Source organism: Novosphingobium aquiterrae, from assembly GCF_042434435.1.
Classification (GTDB): Bacteria; Pseudomonadota; Alphaproteobacteria; order Sphingomonadales; family Sphingomonadaceae; genus Novosphingobium; species Novosphingobium aquiterrae.
The window spans coordinates 245,843-260,874 of record NZ_JBHLTL010000001.1; the positions used below are offsets into that span (position 1 = coordinate 245,843).

General features: G+C 64.7%; 12 protein-coding genes and 1 tRNA gene. 6 read left to right on the forward strand and 7 right to left on the reverse strand.

The features are described 5' to 3' along the window. The first annotated feature begins 59 nt into the window (after positions 1-59). Together cpdR and ACFFF7_RS01330 are read left to right on the forward strand one after the other, a co-directional pair. Positions 60-434: a cell cycle two-component system response regulator CpdR gene (cpdR, locus tag ACFFF7_RS01325; protein WP_379480448.1), complete on the forward strand. Its 375-nt coding sequence runs from the start codon at positions 60-62 to the stop codon at positions 432-434. Between the two features lie 88 nt (positions 435-522). Further along, positions 523-597, forward strand: a tRNA-Val gene (locus ACFFF7_RS01330). 58 nt (positions 598-655) lie between these two features. Here the strand turns inward: ACFFF7_RS01330 and ACFFF7_RS01335 are convergent. Next, the gene (locus ACFFF7_RS01335) at positions 656-1,423 is read right to left on the reverse strand and encodes a crotonase/enoyl-CoA hydratase family protein (protein ID WP_379479558.1); all 768 of its coding nucleotides are present in this window, start codon (positions 1,421-1,423) and stop codon (positions 656-658) included. Between the two features lie 132 nt (positions 1,424-1,555). Between ACFFF7_RS01335 and ACFFF7_RS01340 the strand changes: the two genes are divergently transcribed. From ACFFF7_RS01340 to ACFFF7_RS01350, 3 genes are all read left to right on the forward strand, one after another. Continuing rightward, complete coding sequence (locus ACFFF7_RS01340; protein WP_379479559.1) at positions 1,556-2,779, forward strand: NADP-dependent isocitrate dehydrogenase; 1,224 nt, start codon at positions 1,556-1,558, stop codon at positions 2,777-2,779. A 104-nt stretch (positions 2,780-2,883) separates the two neighbouring features. Further along, entirely contained in the window at positions 2,884-4,677 is a 1,794-nt protein-coding gene (locus tag ACFFF7_RS01345; RefSeq protein WP_379479560.1) for a cation:proton antiporter domain-containing protein, read from the forward strand. Positions 4,678-4,738: 61 nt separating this feature from the next. After that, positions 4,739-5,257, forward strand: a complete 519-nt coding sequence (locus ACFFF7_RS01350) for a hypothetical protein (protein ID WP_379479561.1) — start codon at positions 4,739-4,741, stop codon at positions 5,255-5,257. A gap of 4 nt (positions 5,258-5,261) precedes the next feature. Here the strand turns inward: ACFFF7_RS01350 and alaS are convergent, their stop codons facing one another. Genes alaS through ACFFF7_RS01365 form a run of 3 tightly spaced genes read right to left on the reverse strand, consistent with a single transcriptional unit; the run spans position 5,262 to position 9,671 of the window. Beyond that, positions 5,262-7,907, reverse strand: a complete 2,646-nt coding sequence (alaS, locus tag ACFFF7_RS01355) for an alanine--tRNA ligase (protein WP_379479562.1) — start codon at positions 7,905-7,907, stop codon at positions 5,262-5,264. A gap of 53 nt (positions 7,908-7,960) precedes the next feature. Beyond that, on the reverse strand, positions 7,961-8,854 hold the full coding sequence (locus tag ACFFF7_RS01360) for a diacylglycerol/lipid kinase family protein (protein WP_379479563.1): 894 nt from the start codon (positions 8,852-8,854) through the stop codon (positions 7,961-7,963). Position 8,855: 1 nt separating this feature from the next. Beyond that, positions 8,856-9,671: a class I SAM-dependent methyltransferase gene (locus tag ACFFF7_RS01365; RefSeq protein ID WP_379479564.1), complete on the reverse strand. Its 816-nt coding sequence runs from the start codon at positions 9,669-9,671 to the stop codon at positions 8,856-8,858. A gap of 162 nt (positions 9,672-9,833) precedes the next feature. Here ACFFF7_RS01365 and ACFFF7_RS01370 point away from each other — a divergent pair, with 162 nt between their 5' ends. Continuing rightward, positions 9,834-11,891 carry an elongation factor G gene (locus tag ACFFF7_RS01370; protein WP_379479565.1) on the forward strand — a complete coding sequence of 686 codons (2,058 nt, stop codon included), beginning with the start codon at positions 9,834-9,836 and terminating at the stop codon, positions 11,889-11,891. A 21-nt stretch (positions 11,892-11,912) separates the two neighbouring features. On the opposite strand, the gene ACFFF7_RS01375 is transcribed toward ACFFF7_RS01370, so the two are convergent. The 3 genes from ACFFF7_RS01375 to ACFFF7_RS01385 form a co-directional block, all read right to left on the reverse strand. After that, positions 11,913-12,533 carry a glutathione S-transferase family protein gene (locus ACFFF7_RS01375; protein WP_379480449.1) on the reverse strand — a complete coding sequence of 207 codons (621 nt, stop codon included), beginning with the start codon at positions 12,531-12,533 and terminating at the stop codon, positions 11,913-11,915. 200 nt (positions 12,534-12,733) lie between these two features. Next, positions 12,734-13,801, reverse strand: a complete 1,068-nt coding sequence (gene recA, locus ACFFF7_RS01380; RefSeq protein WP_379479566.1) for a recombinase RecA — start codon at positions 13,799-13,801, stop codon at positions 12,734-12,736. Between the two features lie 95 nt (positions 13,802-13,896). Then, positions 13,897-15,000, reverse strand: a complete 1,104-nt coding sequence (locus ACFFF7_RS01385; RefSeq protein WP_379479567.1) for an acyltransferase family protein — start codon at positions 14,998-15,000, stop codon at positions 13,897-13,899. Positions 15,001-15,032: the final 32 nt, after the last annotated feature.

Here is a 15,032-nt window from a genome sequence, read left to right on the forward strand (position 1 = left end):
TTGTGCCGATGGCGGTCGATATGGCAGCCTCATACAGCCAGTGGTGGAAACCAAACGCGATGATCCGCATCCTGCTTGCCGAAGATGAAGAAGCCATGCGCACCTATCTGGCGCGCGCGCTTCAGAATGCAGGATACGAAGTAATCGCAGTCGATCGCGGCACCGCCGCCCTCCCCTTGCTTGAAATGGGCGAATTCGATCTGCTGCTGTCGGACATTGTCATGCCCGAAATGGACGGCATTGAACTGGCCCAGCGCTGCGCCGAAATCAGTCCGAAAACCAAGGTGATGTTCATTACCGGTTTTGCCGCGGTAACCCTGAAGGCCAGCCGTGAGGCGCCCCAGGCCAAGGTCCTGTCCAAGCCGTTTCACCTGCGCGATCTGGTGATGGAAGTCGAACGGATCTTCGGCCAGCAGGCCCACGCTTCGATTTAGGCTTTGCAAGGCTTGCCAATGCGCAAGAGCCCCGCTAATGGCGCTCCCCTGTCCGGGGCGACGGCCTCGGGCAGACTTTGAATGGTGCGGGCGTATAGCTCAGTGGTAGAGCACTATGTTGACATCGTAGGGGTCGCAAGTTCAATCCTTGCTACGCCCACCATTCGCTAAAAAAGCCCCGGTTTCCCGGGGCTTTTTCGTATCCAGGCAACAGCGGAGGGCTATTTGCCCTGCCAGTTCGGCTTGCGCTTTTCGGCGAAGGCCAGCGAGCCTTCGCGGGCGTCCTCGCTCGTGAACACCGGGGCGATGTAGGCGGCCTGCTTTTGCCACATCTCTTCATCGCTCCATGAATGCGAATCGCGGATGATCGCTTTCGACGCGATCAGGGCAAGCGGGCCGTTGGCGGCCACGGCCTTGGCCAATTCCTTGGCGCCGTCGATCGCCGGACCGTCCACGATACGGTTGATGAAACCCAGGGCATAGGCGCGATTCGCGTCGATGAAATCACCGGTCAGGGCCAGTTCCATGGCGATGCGCGGGGGAATCTGGCGCGGCAGCTTGATCAGTCCGCCGGCAGCGGCAGCCAGACCGCGCTTGGATTCGGGAATGCCGAACTTCGACCCGGCATTGGCGACGATGAGGTCGCAGCTCAGCGCCAGTTCCATGCCCCCGGCCAGGGCATAGCCGTCGACTGCCGCGATCACCGGCTTCTTCGGGGTCCATTCGGTCAGCCCGCCAAATCCGCGCCCTTCGATGCTGGGCCGCTCGCCGCGCAGGAAGCCCTTGAGGTCCATGCCCGAACAGAACGTGCCCCCTGCCCCGGTCAGGATCGCGCAGCGCAGATCATCCTCTGCGTCGAGGCGGTCCATCGCCGCCGAGATGCCTTCGGCCTGGGCCTTGTTCATCGCGTTCTTGGCGTCTGGACGGTTCATCGTGACGATCAGCACGCCATCTTCAACTGTAGTCAGGACTGGGTTTTCATCGCTCATGCCATTGATCCTCTCGACTGGCGTTTAACCGAACGATTAAGCCGCCGCAGCGGCGCCGTCCAGCCCTTACTTGCGCGGCGCAGATGCTCTGCTAAGGGGAACCGAACCTCCCCAGGGATGACGAGAGAGAGCATGGCCAAGATCAAGGTGAAGAACCCGGTCGTCGAAATCGACGGCGACGAAATGACCCGCATCATCTGGCAGTGGATCCGCGAACGCCTGATCCTGCCCTATCTCGACATCGATCTGAAGTATTACGATCTTTCGGTCGAGATGCGCGATGAAACCAACGACAAGATCACGGTCGATTGCGCCAATGCGATCAAGCAGTATGGCGTCGGCGTAAAGTGCGCGACGATCACCCCGGACGAAGCCCGGGTTGAGGAATTCAAGCTCAAGAAGATGTGGAAGAGCCCCAACGGCACGATCCGCAACATCCTGGGCGGCGTGGTTTTCCGCGAACCGATCGTGATGCAGAACGTTCCGCGGCTGATCCCGGGCTGGACCGATCCGATCGTGGTCGGCCGCCACGCATTCGGCGATCAGTACAAGGCGACCGACTTTCTGGTCCCAGGCCCCGGCAAGCTGCGGCTGGTGTGGAACGGCGACGATGGCAGCACGATCGACGAGGAGGTGTTCCAGTTCCCTTCGCCCGGCGTCGCGCTGGCGATGTACAACCTCGACGATTCGATCCGCGATTTCGCCCGCGCCAGCTTCCACTATGGCCTCAATCTGGGCTGGCCGGTCTACCTGTCGACCAAGAACACCATTCTCAAGGCCTATGACGGACGGTTCAAGGACCTGTTCCAGGAAGTCTTCGAGACCGAAGGCTTCAAGGAGCAGTTCGCCGCCAAGGGCATCGTCTACGAACACCGCCTGATCGACGACATGGTCGCCTCGGCGCTGAAGTGGTCGGGCAAGTTCGTCTGGGCCTGCAAGAATTATGACGGCGACGTCCAGTCGGACCAGGTCGCTCAGGGCTTTGGCAGCCTTGGGCTGATGACTTCGGTGCTGCTGACCCCCGATGGCAAGACCGTGGAAGCAGAGGCTGCGCACGGCACAGTCACGCGCCACTACCGCCAGCACCAGCAGGGCAAGGCGACCAGCACCAATCCGATCGCCAGCATTTTCGCCTGGACCCGCGGGCTGATGTATCGTGGCAAGTTCGACGAAACCCCCGATGTGGTGCGGTTTGCCGAAACGCTGGAAAAGGTCTGCATCGATACCGTCGAAGGCGGCCAGATGACCAAGGACCTGGCTATCCTGATCGGTCCGGACCAGCCCTGGCTGACCACCGAAGGCTTCTTCGAGGCGATCGTCCAGAACCTGGATAAGGAAATGGGCAGCTGGCAGTAAGTCCAGCCTGGTTTCTGCGAATTCACGGCGGTCCGGGCAATCGGGCCGCCGTTTTCTTATGCGGGGCCGTGACAAAGTGCTGTCCGATGCCATAGGGCTGTTCCATGTCCGGCAGCGAACCCCTTATCTCGACCTCGATACTGTCCGACGCGCTGGTCATCCTGGGCGCGGCGGGGATCGTGATCCCGCTGTTTGCACGGTTCCGCATTACCCCCGTCATCGGCTTCATTCTGGTCGGGATTCTGGTGGGGCCTTCAGGCCTTGGCGCCTTTGTCGGGCAAATGCCCTGGCTGGGCTATGTGACGATATCCGACGTCCACCGGCTCGATCCCTTTGCCGAGTTTGGCATCATCATGCTGTTGTTCACGGTCGGACTGGAACTGTCGTTCGGCCGCCTGTGGGACATGCGCAAGCAGGTGTTCGGGCTTGGTGCGCTTGAACTGATCGGGTGCGCATTGCTGATCGGTCTCGGCCTGCTGTTGCTGGGCAATTCGGCGCCGACCGCGCTGGCGCTGGGACTTGCGCTTGCCTTGTCCTCGACTGCGCTGGTGCTGCGGATTGTCGATCCCGCCCGTCCGGTGGGCAAGGCGGCGCTGGCGATGCTGCTGTTCGAAGACATTGCGCTGATCCCGATCATCTTCCTGCTCGGCGCGATGGGCCGGGGCAGCGAGACGCAATCGACCGCGGAACTTGTCTCTGTCCTGACCAACGGCGCGCTGGTGATCATCGTGCTGCTGGTCGCGGGCCGCTTTCTGTTTCCCCGACTGTTCGCCCAGGCCGCCCGGACCAAGAGCCCCGAACTGTTCCTGGCCGCCAGCCTGCTTGTCGTCATTGTCGCTTCGGGAGCAACCGGCGCTGTCGGCCTGTCGCCGATCGTCGGCGCGCTGATTGCCGGGCTGCTGATTGCCGAAACCGAATACCACGAAGAAGTCGAAGGCATGACCAAGCCGTTTGAAGGCCTGGCGCTGGGGGTCTTCCTGATCACCGTGGGCATGGGCCTGAACCTCGGCTTCTTGTTCGACAACCTGGGTGCGATCCTGCTGGCAACCGCGGCGATCCTTGGCACCAAGGCGCTGGTCACCGGCATCCTGCTGCGCACGATGGGTGCGCGCCGCGGCACCTCGACAGAGGCCGGGATCCTGATGGCCAGCCCCTCGGAAACGACGCTTATCGTGCTGGGCGCGGCGATCAGCGCGCGGCTGATTTCCGCTGAGGCGGCGCAATTCTGGCAGATCGTCACGGCGCTGGGCATGACCATTACCCCGATCCTGGCCTGGCTGGGCCGGCGCCTGGCCAAGCGCGTCGATCGCGGCGCCAGGCTGGAGGTAATGAACGGCGAAGAAGCCCGCACGATCATTATCGGGTTCGACCGTGTCGGCCGCCTGATCGCCGATATGCTGCGGCGCCACGACAAGCCCTTCGTCGCCATCGATCTGGATAACGACCGCGTCATCCAGGGGCAGGAGGATGGCTGGCCGGTGATTTTCGGTGATGCGACCCGCGATGCCACGCTGGACAAACTGGGGATCGAACGCGCCAGCGCGGTGGTCCTGACCATGGACGAGCCGGTCCTGGCCCAGCGCCTGGTCAGGCGGTTGCGCAGCCGCTTTCCCGACCTGCCGATCCTCGCCCGCGCCCGCGATGCCCGCCACGCCGCCGCGCTGTACCGTGCGGGGGCGACGACCGCAGTGCCGCAAACGCTGGAAAGCAGCCTGCAGCTGAGCGAAGCGGTGCTGGTCGATGTCGGTGTGCCGATGGGATTCGTCATCGCCAGCATCCACGAAAGGCGCGATGAATACCGCCAGCAGATCATGCACGAAGGTGAACTGGTACATGCCCCCAGGTTGCGCACGGCATCCCTGCGCGAATACCACCCCAGGGATAATGCCGAAAGCTGACACTCCCATGCGCAAATTCCTGCTCTCCTGTTTAACCCTATCCCTGCTGTCTTTGGCGCCCATGCCGGCCTTGGCCGCGCCATCGCCGCAGGCCGTTGCAAATCAACTGGTCTACCGTCAGTGGGTCAAGGCGGAAAACCGGTCGCAATGTGCTCCCATCGGCGTCACCCCGGCAATTGCCGATGGCGGCACCCCGCGCGCCGCCTATTTCGGTGGCGGCTGGGGCGTTGCCTTCGATCGTCCAGGGTTGCGCAGCGCCTTTGGCGTGGCCGGCGCGGGGATCACCGACGCGGGTGCCTGGTCGCATGCGGAGCGGACCCGCCGGCTCGCCTTGCAATGGCCGCTGGTCAAGCAGCTTCAATTCGGCAAGGCCCGCGCCGTTGCGGGCTATGGCCTGCAGGGCGGCAAACCGTTTCCAGCAGACAATCTGGAAGGCGCTAACGAAAAGCTGATCGCCTACGTCTATGTCGAAGGCCAGAACTGCCTCTACAATGTGTGGAGCGATCTGGGCCGCGCGCATCTTGAGACACTGCTGGGCAGCCTGTTCGTGATGCCAAAGACTTTACCCAAACGGCGCTGACGTTTCAGCCCGCCAGAACCGCTTTCACCGCGGCAATGGCGTCGCTCGCCTTGTCGCCGTCCGGACCGCCGCCCTGCGCCATGTCGGGGCGGCCACCGCCACCCTTGCCGCCCAGCGCTTCGACCCCGGCGCGGACCAGATCGACGGCGCTGATGGTTCCGACCAGATCGTCGGTCACCGCCGCCGCGATGCTGGCCTTGCCTTCGTTGACGGCAACGATTGCCGCAACACCCGAGCCCATGCGCTGCTTGGCGCTGTCGAGCAGGCCGCGCAGGTCCCTAGGATCGAGGCCGTCGAGCACCTGACCGGAGAACCTGACCCCGCCAATCTCTTCATCGGCCGCCTCAGCCTTGGAGCTGCCGCCACCAAGGGCTAGCGCCTTCTTCGCCTCGGCCAGCTCGCGTTCCAGCTTGCGCCGCTCGTCAAGCAATGCGGCGACGCGCGTTTCGACATCGTCGGGCGTGGTCTTGAGCAGGCTGGCGGCGTTCTTCAGCGCATCCTCGCGGTGAATCAGCCATTGCCGTGCGCCCTCACCGGTCAGCGCCTCGATCCGGCGCACGCCCGAGCTGACCGCGCTTTCGCTGACGATCCGGAATATGCCGATGTCGCCCAGCGCACGAACATGGGTGCCGCCGCACAGTTCGACCGAATAGGGTTTGTCGGAGGTGCGTCCCATCGACAGCACCCGCACTTCATCGCCGTACTTCTCGCCGAACAGCGCCATGGCCCCAGCCTCGATCGCGTCGTCCGGGCTCATCAGCCGCGTGCTGACCGGGTCGTTGGCGCGGATCTCGGCGTTCACTTCGGCCTCGATCGCGGCAATGTCCTCGGCGCTCAGCGCGGTCGGCTGGGAGAAGTCGAAGCGGAAGCGGTCGGGCGCAACCAGCGAACCCTTCTGGGTGACATGCCCGCCCAGGCGATTGCGCAGCGCGGCATGAAGCAGATGGGTGGCCGAATGGTTGGCGCGGATCGCATCGCGGCGCGCGACATCGATGTCGAGCCGGACCACATCGCCCAGCTTGATCGAACCGGCTTCGACCACGGCGTCGTGCGCATGGAGCCGGCCCAGCGGTTTGGCGGTGTCGCTGACCGCCAGCTTCAGCCCGCCCGCGCCGGTGATGGTCCCGGCATCGCCCATCTGCCCGCCGCTTTCGCCATAGAACGGGGTCTGGTTGACGATCACGCTGACGCGGTCACCAACGGTCGCGCTTTCCACTTCCTGGCCGTCCTTGACCAGCGCGACGACCTGCGCCTCGCCAGTGGTGGCGGAATAGCCGGTGAACTCGGTCGCGCCGACGCGCTCGGCGATGTCGAACCACACTTCGCCGTCAGCGGCCTGCCCGCTGCCCTTCCACGCGGCGCGCGCGGCGGCCTTCTGCTGCGCCATGGCGGCGTCATAGCCATCACGGTCGATCCCGATTCCGCGCGAGCGCAGCGCATCCTCGGTCAGGTCAAAGGGGAAGCCGTAGGTATCGTAGAGCTTGAAGGCGACATCGCCGGGCAGTTCGGCGCCCTCACCCATTTCGCCGGTCGCTTCGTCGAGCAGCTTGAGCCCGTTGGCGAGCGTGCGGCGGAACTGCACTTCTTCGCGCTGCAGCGTTTCCTCGATCAGTGGCTGCGCGCGGCCCAGCTCGGGATAGGCTTGGCCCATCTCGGTGATCAGCGCAGGCACCAGGCGGTGCATCAGCGGATCTTTCGCACCCAGCAAGTGCGCGTGACGCATCGCGCGGCGCATGATCCGGCGCAGCACATAGCCGCGTCCTTCGTTGGACGGCAGCACGCCATCGGCCAGCAGGAAGCTGGTCGAACGCAGGTGATCGGCGATCACCCGGTGGCTGGCCTGATGGTCGCCCTCGGCCTTGACCCCGGTCAGGCTTTCGCTGGCGGCAATCAGCGCCTTGAAGGTGTCGGTGTCGTAATTGTCGTGGACGCCCTGCATGACTGCCGAAATGCGTTCCAGCCCCATGCCGGTATCGATGCTGGGCTTGGGCAGGTTGCCGGTGATCTCACCCGCGGTCTGCTCGAACTGCATGAACACCAGGTTCCAGATCTCGATGAAGCGGTCGCCGTCTTCTTCGGCCGATCCCGGCGGGCCGCCCCAGATGTGGTCGCCGTGATCGTAGAAGATCTCGCTGCACGGGCCGCACGGGCCATCGTCGCCCATCGCCCAGAAGTTGTCCTTGGTCGGGATGCGGATGATGCGGTCTTCGGGGAGGCCGGCAATCTTCTGCCACAGGGCAAAAGCCTCATCGTCGGTGTGATAGACAGTGACCAGCAGCTTGTCTTTGGGCAGCGCCCAGTCACGGGTCAGCAGGGTCCAGGCGTGCGTGATCGCCTGTTCCTTGAAATAGTCGCCGAAGCTGAAATTGCCCAGCATCTCGAAAAAGGTGTGGTGCCGCGCGGTATAGCCAACGTTGTCGAGATCGTTGTGCTTGCCCCCGGCGCGCACACATTTCTGGCTGCTGGTGGCGCGCGGCTCGGGCCGGCTCTCCAGCCCGGTGAAGACGTTCTTGAACGGCACCATGCCGGCGTTGACGAACATCAGCGTCGGATCGTTGTACGGTACCAACGGCGCCGATGGCACGATGGTGTGCCCGGCCGAGCCGAAGTAATCGAGAAAGGAGCGGCGGATGTCGTTCGTCGAAGTCATAGCACGCGGCGATTAGGGTCTATCGGGCCCGCGAACAAGCGTGATTTCAGCGATCACGGGGCCGGGACCATGACGGTGAGTGCTGCCGGGCGCAGGCGAAAGCGCAGCGGCAGCGCCATGCTGGTCACTTCGCCGTCATGGGCCACAGGTATCGTGCCTTCACCCAGCACGGTCAGTTCGCGCACTTCGGCAATGCCCAGAAAATCGCGCATCGGATCGGCCCGGCCGATCAGCGCACGCAGGGCAAAGCCGATCAGCCCGGCCGCGCTGCGCGGCCGCACCGCATAGACCGAGAGCAAGCCGTCGCGCAGACTGACGCGCTTGCCGCGCTGTGCGCCGCTTATTTCATAGCGGTTGTTGCCGATGAACAGCAGCGGCGTGGCGATCGTACGGCGCTGTCCCTCCACCTCGATTACGATCTGCCGTAGTTTGAACGCGCCCAGGACGGTCCATGCCGCCGGAATCGTTGCCAGCCATTTGGGCAGCCGGCGCGCATCACGGTCACGCACCATCCGGGCGTAGAGCCCGATCGAGGCATTGTTGACGAAGACCGTGCCATTGACCTCACCCAGATCGATCGTCTCGCGCAGGCCGTTGACTGCCACGTCCGCCGCCAAAGTCAGATCAGCCGGGATGCCAAGATCGAGCGACAGGTGATTGAGCGTGCCCAGCGGCAGCACCGCCATTGCTTGCCCGCTTTCGGCCAGTTGCCCTGCGGCGTGCCCCAGGGTGCCGTCGCCGCCGCCGACCGCGACACAATCGGCGCCTGATGCTGCAGCAAGTTCTTCGGCAACGCGCGCGCCCGCAACGATCCGCGGCACGACCGTGCAGGCGTGCTTGGCAAAGGCGTCACGAATTCGCCGGCCAAGCGCGTCACCCTCGCGGGAAGCGCGACCACCACTGCCGTTGACGACAACGGCCAGATGGCCCGGCGGTGGGGCAGTCATCTCAATGGCGGGCCGTTACGATCCATGCCCCGGCACTGAAGGCGACAAGATCGCCGCTGCGGTGTTCTTCCAGCCATTCGCGCAGCCATCCTTCGGCGCGGGTGCGATCATCGCCCTGCAATTGGCGCAGCGTGGCGGCAGCGGGCCCAATATAGCGGAACAGAGCCAGGGCATCTTGCACCGGGTCCTCACCCTTTCCGGCAACATAGGCGAAATTGAACGCTTCGAGATGCGGGTCCTGCCACCCGCCTGCAGTCAGGATCGCCGTGACATGATCGGGATCGGCAAAGGCGAAGGGGCCTGGCGCAGTCGGATCGGCTGACGGCTGCACCCCGATCAAGGCGCTGATTTCCGAGGCCCAGGGGTTTTCGCCCGGCGCGCGAAAGCAAGAGAAGACCATGCGCGCGCCTTCTGCCGAAGCGGCATGAAGATTGGCAAAGGCTGCCGGTGGATCATCGAAGAACATCACCCCGTGGCGCGACACCAGCAGATCAGGTGCAAATGTGCCGCCCGTCCAGCTGGCCGCATCGCCGTGAACGAAGCGGGCGTTGCCATGCTGGGCGCCGCGCTCATTCGCGACCGTAATCAAGTCGGGTGAAACATCCACGCCGACCACTTCCGCCCCGGGGCGTTGCCGCGCGACGGCCAGTGCCAGCTCGCCCGCGCCGCAACCAATATCGAGGACGGTATTGCCGTCATATTCCGAAATCCGTTCGAGCAAGCGCCCGGTCAAACCTGAGAAGGAACGGTCGGTCAGGCGGTAGTTATCCGCCCAGCTGCGCCCGACCTGCGCGGTCCAGTCCATGCCCGTGGTCATGGCCGCACGCTAGTCCCAGGCCCATTGCGGCACAAGCGCGATGTGCGGCGCAGATTCCGCTTGCGACTCACTGGCGACAGGCAGAGCATCGCCATCAGTCCTTGCGCGTCGGCGTGCAAAGGAAATGCGCCCGGCGCGCCTTCGTGAACGAGGAGGCGAACGATGGGCAACACCCAGAATGGCATGTCGAACGGCAGAGCAGTAACCCGTGCGGTCGCCCTGGTCGGGCCGGCCGGCACGGGCAAGACCAGCCTGGCCGAGGCGCTGCTGTTTGCCAGCGGCGCAATCAACCGACAGGGCAGCGTCGAAAGCGGCAACACCGTGGGGGATGCCAGCCCCGAAGCCCGCGCGCGGGGCAGCTCAACCGAGATAAATCTCTCCCACTTCGACTATCTCGGCGATTCGTTCGCAGTGATCGACATGCCCGGCGGCACAGGTTTTGCCGCCGATGGCCTCGCCGCGCTGCAATCAGCCGACCTGGCGGTAGTGGTTATCGATCCCGCGCCGGAGCGGGCCGGCCTGGCCGAGCCGGTACTGCGCCGGCTGGATGCCCTGGGCTTGCCGCACGCAATCTTCGTCAACAAGATCGAGCATGCCCGCGCCGGCGCGGTGCGCGACCTGATCGGCGCGCTGCAGCCCTTGAGCCGCGAACCGCTGGCCTTGCGCCAGATCCCGATCCGCGAAGGCGATGCCGTGACCGGCTATGTCGACTTGGCTTTGGAACGCGCCTATCGCTATCGCCCGGGCAAGGAGAGTGAGCGGGTTGCCATTCCCGAAGCGATCGCTGCGCGCGAACAGACGGAACGCAGCCATCTGCTCGAAACCCTCGCAGATTTCGACGACAACCTGCTCGAAGCACTGCTGATGGACGAAGTGCCAGATCCCGCGCTGGTCCTGGCCGATCTTGCCGCCGATACCGCCGAAGGCAAGGTTGTTCCGGTGATGCTGGGTTCGGCGCTGAGCGGCGGCGGTGTGCACCGGCTACTCAAGTTGCTGCGACATGAGGCCCCTGCCCCCGCAGCCGCGGCGCAGCGGGTCGGGCTGGAAGCCGGCGGCGGGCTGCACGTCTTCAAGATCGCCAATGGCGGAGCGATGGGGCGGCTGGCGCTCGGCCGCGTCCTGGGCGACAGCCTGGCGGAAGGCGACGAACTGATCGTAGGAAGCAGCGCCGAACGCACCGGATCACTGTTTTTCGTGCAAGGCGACAAGACGGCCAAGCAGGCCGCGGCCCGGCCCGGTGACCTGATCGCGGTGGCCAAGGTCGACGGCGCGCGCAGCGGCATGGTGCTGGGGCGCAAGGATGCCCGCTGCCACGAAGCCGGGCTGATTGCCTATCCGGCACGCAACGCGGCGCTGGCAATTCGCACCCGCGACCGCAAGGACGACGTCAAGTTGTCGACCGCGCTGCACAGGTTGTGCGAGGAAGACCCGGCGCTGGCATGGACCCAGGATGATGCCAGCCACGAAACGGTACTGCACGGGATCAACGACGATCATCTGGCCGTAGTCATCGGTCGTCTGCAGCGCCGCTATGGCGTTACCGTCGACACCAGCGCGCCGCGCATCGCCTATCGCGAATCAATCCGCAAAGGTGCCACCCAGCGGGGCAGACACAAGAAGCAGTCGGGCGGCCACGGCCAATACGGTGACTGCGTGATCGACGTGCGCCCCTTGCCACGCGGCGAAGGCTTCCGCTTTGTCGACCGGATCACCGGCGGGGTGATCCCCAAACAGTGGATCCCGGCGGTGGAAAGCGGCGTGCGCGACGCGATGGAGAAAGGGCCGCTGGGCTTTCCGGTGGTCGATGTCGAAGTCACGCTGACCGACGGCTCGTTCCACGCCGTCGACAGTTCGGAACTGGCCTTCCGCATCGCCGGAAGGACAGCCATGAGCGACGCGCTGGCCCAGGCCGTGCCCTATCTGCTCGAGCCGGTGGTCAAGGTGACGGTCGACACCCCGCCCGGCACCGGATCGAAGGCCGGATCGGTGCTATCGGCGCGGCGCGGGCAGATCCTCGGCCTGTCACCCCATCCAGACTGGCCGCGGTGGGAACAGGTCGAGGCGCTGCTCCCCGAAAGCGCGCTCCACGGCCTCGACGCCGAACTGCGCTCACTCAGTCAGGGGCTGGCGAGCTTCGTCGCCGCGTTCGATCACCTGGCCGAACTGGGCGGAAAGCACGCCGACGATGTAGTCAAGGCGCGCGCGGTCGAAATGGCCTGAACCACCCGTCCGGGCGGGCGCCTAGAAGCCGTAATAGGCCCCGCCCTTTTCGCGCGCGCGCTGCCAGGCCGGGCGGGCGTGAACGCGTGCGACAAAGTCGGCGAGCTTGGGATAGGCCGCGCCCTGGCCCTGCATCACGGCAATCTCGGCCGGGAAGCTGAGCATGACATCGGCCCCGCTCCAGTCGTCGCCGACGAAATGGCCAGAGGGGCGCAGTTCGCTTTCAAGGTAGGCGAAATGGCTTTGCAGCTGTTCGGCGATGCGCGGCTGGAGCGGTGCGGCGGCTTCGCCGAGGCGCGACGTGTAGAGCTGCAGCAGGATCGGGGTCATGGCCGATCCTTCGGCCCAGTGCATCCACTGCAGGTGGCGCAGCGCGTCACCAGGCGCTGGAGCGAACCGGCCCTTGCCATAGGCGTCGATCAGGTGCTGGACGATCGCGCCCGATTCCTCGATCACCACCCCGTCCTCTTCAAGCAGCGGCGACTTGCCCAGCGGGTGCACCGCCTTGAGTTCGGGCGGGGCGAGGTTGGTCACCGCATCGCGCTGATAGTGGCTGATTTCGTACGGCAGTTCGAGTTCCTCAAGCAGCCACAGCACCCGCTGCGAACGGCTGTTGTTGAGGTGGTGGACGATCAGGCTCATCGCGGTCTCTCCCATGGACATTTGCGCCAAGGTGGCGCTGCGCCCGGCTTACCGCAACGAAAAACCGGCGCGGTGCCCGCAAAAGCAGCCGCGCCGGTTCTGTTTGATGGAGGACGCCCTTTGTTGGGCTAGGGGACTAGGGGCGCCCTCCGTTCAACCCCGGCGACGGCGGAAGGGGCCGCGCCGGAAGTTCTGAGCGATCAAACGTCGTCGTCCGCGTCCGGACCCGCCATCATTTCGCCCGACAGACCTTCGGTCTGGCTGCGGATCGCAGCCTCCAGCCGGTCGCACATTTCGGGATTGTCCTTGAGATAGGTCTTGGCGTTTTCACGCCCCTGACCGATCCGGACGCTGTCGTAGGAGAACCAGGCGCCCGACTTTTCGACCAGGCCGGCCTTGACCCCGAGGTCGAGAATTTCGCCGATCTTGGAAATGCCCTGACCGTACATGATGTCGAATTCGACCTGCTTGAACGGCGGGGCGACCTTGTTCTTGACCACCTTCACGCGGGTGGCGTTGCCGACGATATCGTCGCGGTCCTTGATCTGGCCGGTGCGGCGGATGTCGAGCCGGACCGAGGCATAGAACTTCAGCGCATTGCCGCCGGTCGTGGTTTCCGGATTGCCGTACATCACCCCGATCTTCATGCGCAGCTGGTTGATGAAGATAACCATGCAGCGCGAGCGGCTGATCGAGCCGGTCAGCTTGCGCAGCGACTGGCTCATCAAGCGGGCCTGCAGACCGACATGGCTGTCACCCATTTCGCCTTCGATTTCGGCGCGGGGGACCAGCGCGGCGACCGAGTCCACAACCAGCACGTCGATCGCATTCGAGCGGACCAGCGTATCGACGATTTCCAGCGCCTGTTCACCGGTATCGGGCTGCGAGACGATCAGTTCGTCGATGTCGACACCCAGCTTCTTGGCATAGGCCGGGTCGAGTGCGTGCTCGGCATCGACGAAGGCCGCAGTGCCGCCGTTCTTCTGCGCTTCGGCAATGACGTGCAGCGCCAGTGTGGTCTTGCCCGAGCTTTCCGGTCCGTAGATTTCGATCACCCGGCCGCGCGGCAGGCCGCCGACGCCAAGCGCGATGTCGAGCCCGAGCGAGCCAGTGGAAATCGCTTCGACCTCCATCGCTTCCTTCGAGCCGAGCTTCATCGCCGAGCCCTTGCCGAACGCGCGGTCGATCTGCGCCAGCGCCGCTTCGAGCGCCTTCTGACGGTCCATGGTTTCCTTGCCTTCCTGAATCAGCTTGAGTTGTGCAGCCATCGTTCGTCCCCTTGCCTAACCAGCCGACCGGACAGGTCAACTGCCAACGATGTATTCTATTTGTTCTTTTGGAACAAGGGGGGAACGAAAATTTCCTAGCCGGCTCTATTCGGCGCAGAATTGCGCGGTTTTGCCGACCAGTCGATCACCTTTTGGCCCAGCCGGTTGCCGGGCTGTTCGACATAGCGCCAGACGAGTCGCGCGATCGGATAGAGTAGCGCCACTTCGGCGACATAGAGCGGGACCAGCAGCGCCGCCTGGGCATAGGGCACGTCGGCCAGCGATTGCAGCAGCCAGGCCGAAGGCCGCCAGACCAGCGCGAAGTGGATCAGGTAGAGGCTGTAGCTGACCCGCCCGACCGCGCCGAGCCAGCCGCTCTCACCCCCCTGCCCGCGAAGGACATTGCCCGCGAGGACCCAGCCGACCGCCGCGAGGCTGGGCAGGATCCCGCCGAACGGATAGAGTTCCAGCCCGAGGATCAGCCAGCACGCGGCAAAGAACAGCGCCGCCACGGCCAGGTCGCGCGCCGGGCGCGGCGTCATGCCGCCGCCGCGCCAGGCAGCGAGGTACCAACCCATCCCGGCAATGAACACCGGCAACTGGTTGATGAACGAGCCATAGGCATAGCCGTTGTTGGGCAACCAATGCCCGTAAAGCTCGCGGAAGGCCACTTGCCAGGCCACCGCGACCAGCAGCGACAGCGCGAATGCAGCCAGCAGCGCGCGATTGCCCCAGCGCTGCCACGCCGCCTCGAGCGCCGGATAGAGCACCGGGAAGGCGACATAGAACAGCATCTCGGTGCCAATGGTCCAGCCGCCCGGGACGATGGTGTTGCTCGCCGCCGGGATCAGACCGTGGACCAGCAGGACGTTGGCGAGGACGTTGCCCGGCGTGTAGGGCGCACCTTCTCCGCTGACGATGAACATCCAGGCGTAGAACGCGATGCCAACGTAATAAACCGGGGCAATGCGGAAAAACCTACGTATCGCATAGGCCAGCAGCCGCTTCGGCTCGTCGCGGCGATTGTCGGCCGAAAGGCACAGGGTAAAGGCCGAGGCGACGAAGAACAACTGCACCCCGACCTGCCCGATCTCGTTCCAGTCGCGCAGCACCGGAGAGGCGAAGACTTGCAGGTAATGCATTGCGATGACCAGCAGGATCGCGATTCCGCGCAGACGGTCGACAAAGGCAAGTTGCACGGCGGGCGGATTCCATCTGGATCAGGTAGGGA

Coding starts and splice junctions, on each gene's coding strand:
- ACFFF7_RS01360 (WP_379479563.1), bottom strand. CDS start 8,854: ATGACTGCCCCACCGCCGGGCCATCTGGCCGTTGTCGTCAACGGCAGT.
- ACFFF7_RS01365 (WP_379479564.1), bottom strand. CDS start 9,671: ATGACCACGGGCATGGACTGGACCGCGCAGGTCGGGCGCAGCTGGGCG.
- ACFFF7_RS01375 (WP_379480449.1), bottom strand. CDS start 12,533: ATGAGCCTGATCGTCCACCACCTCAACAACAGCCGTTCGCAGCGGGTG.
- ACFFF7_RS01345 (WP_379479560.1), top strand. CDS start 2,884: ATGTCCGGCAGCGAACCCCTTATCTCGACCTCGATACTGTCCGACGCG.
- cpdR (WP_379480448.1), top strand. CDS start 60: ATGATCCGCATCCTGCTTGCCGAAGATGAAGAAGCCATGCGCACCTAT.
- ACFFF7_RS01370 (WP_379479565.1), top strand. CDS start 9,834: ATGGGCAACACCCAGAATGGCATGTCGAACGGCAGAGCAGTAACCCGT.
- ACFFF7_RS01335 (WP_379479558.1), bottom strand. CDS start 1,423: ATGAGCGATGAAAACCCAGTCCTGACTACAGTTGAAGATGGCGTGCTG.
- alaS (WP_379479562.1), bottom strand. CDS start 7,907: ATGACTTCGACGAACGACATCCGCCGCTCCTTTCTCGATTACTTCGGC.
- recA (WP_379479566.1), bottom strand. CDS start 13,801: ATGGCTGCACAACTCAAGCTGATTCAGGAAGGCAAGGAAACCATGGAC.
- ACFFF7_RS01350 (WP_379479561.1), top strand. CDS start 4,739: ATGCCGGCCTTGGCCGCGCCATCGCCGCAGGCCGTTGCAAATCAACTG.
- ACFFF7_RS01340 (WP_379479559.1), top strand. CDS start 1,556: ATGGCCAAGATCAAGGTGAAGAACCCGGTCGTCGAAATCGACGGCGAC.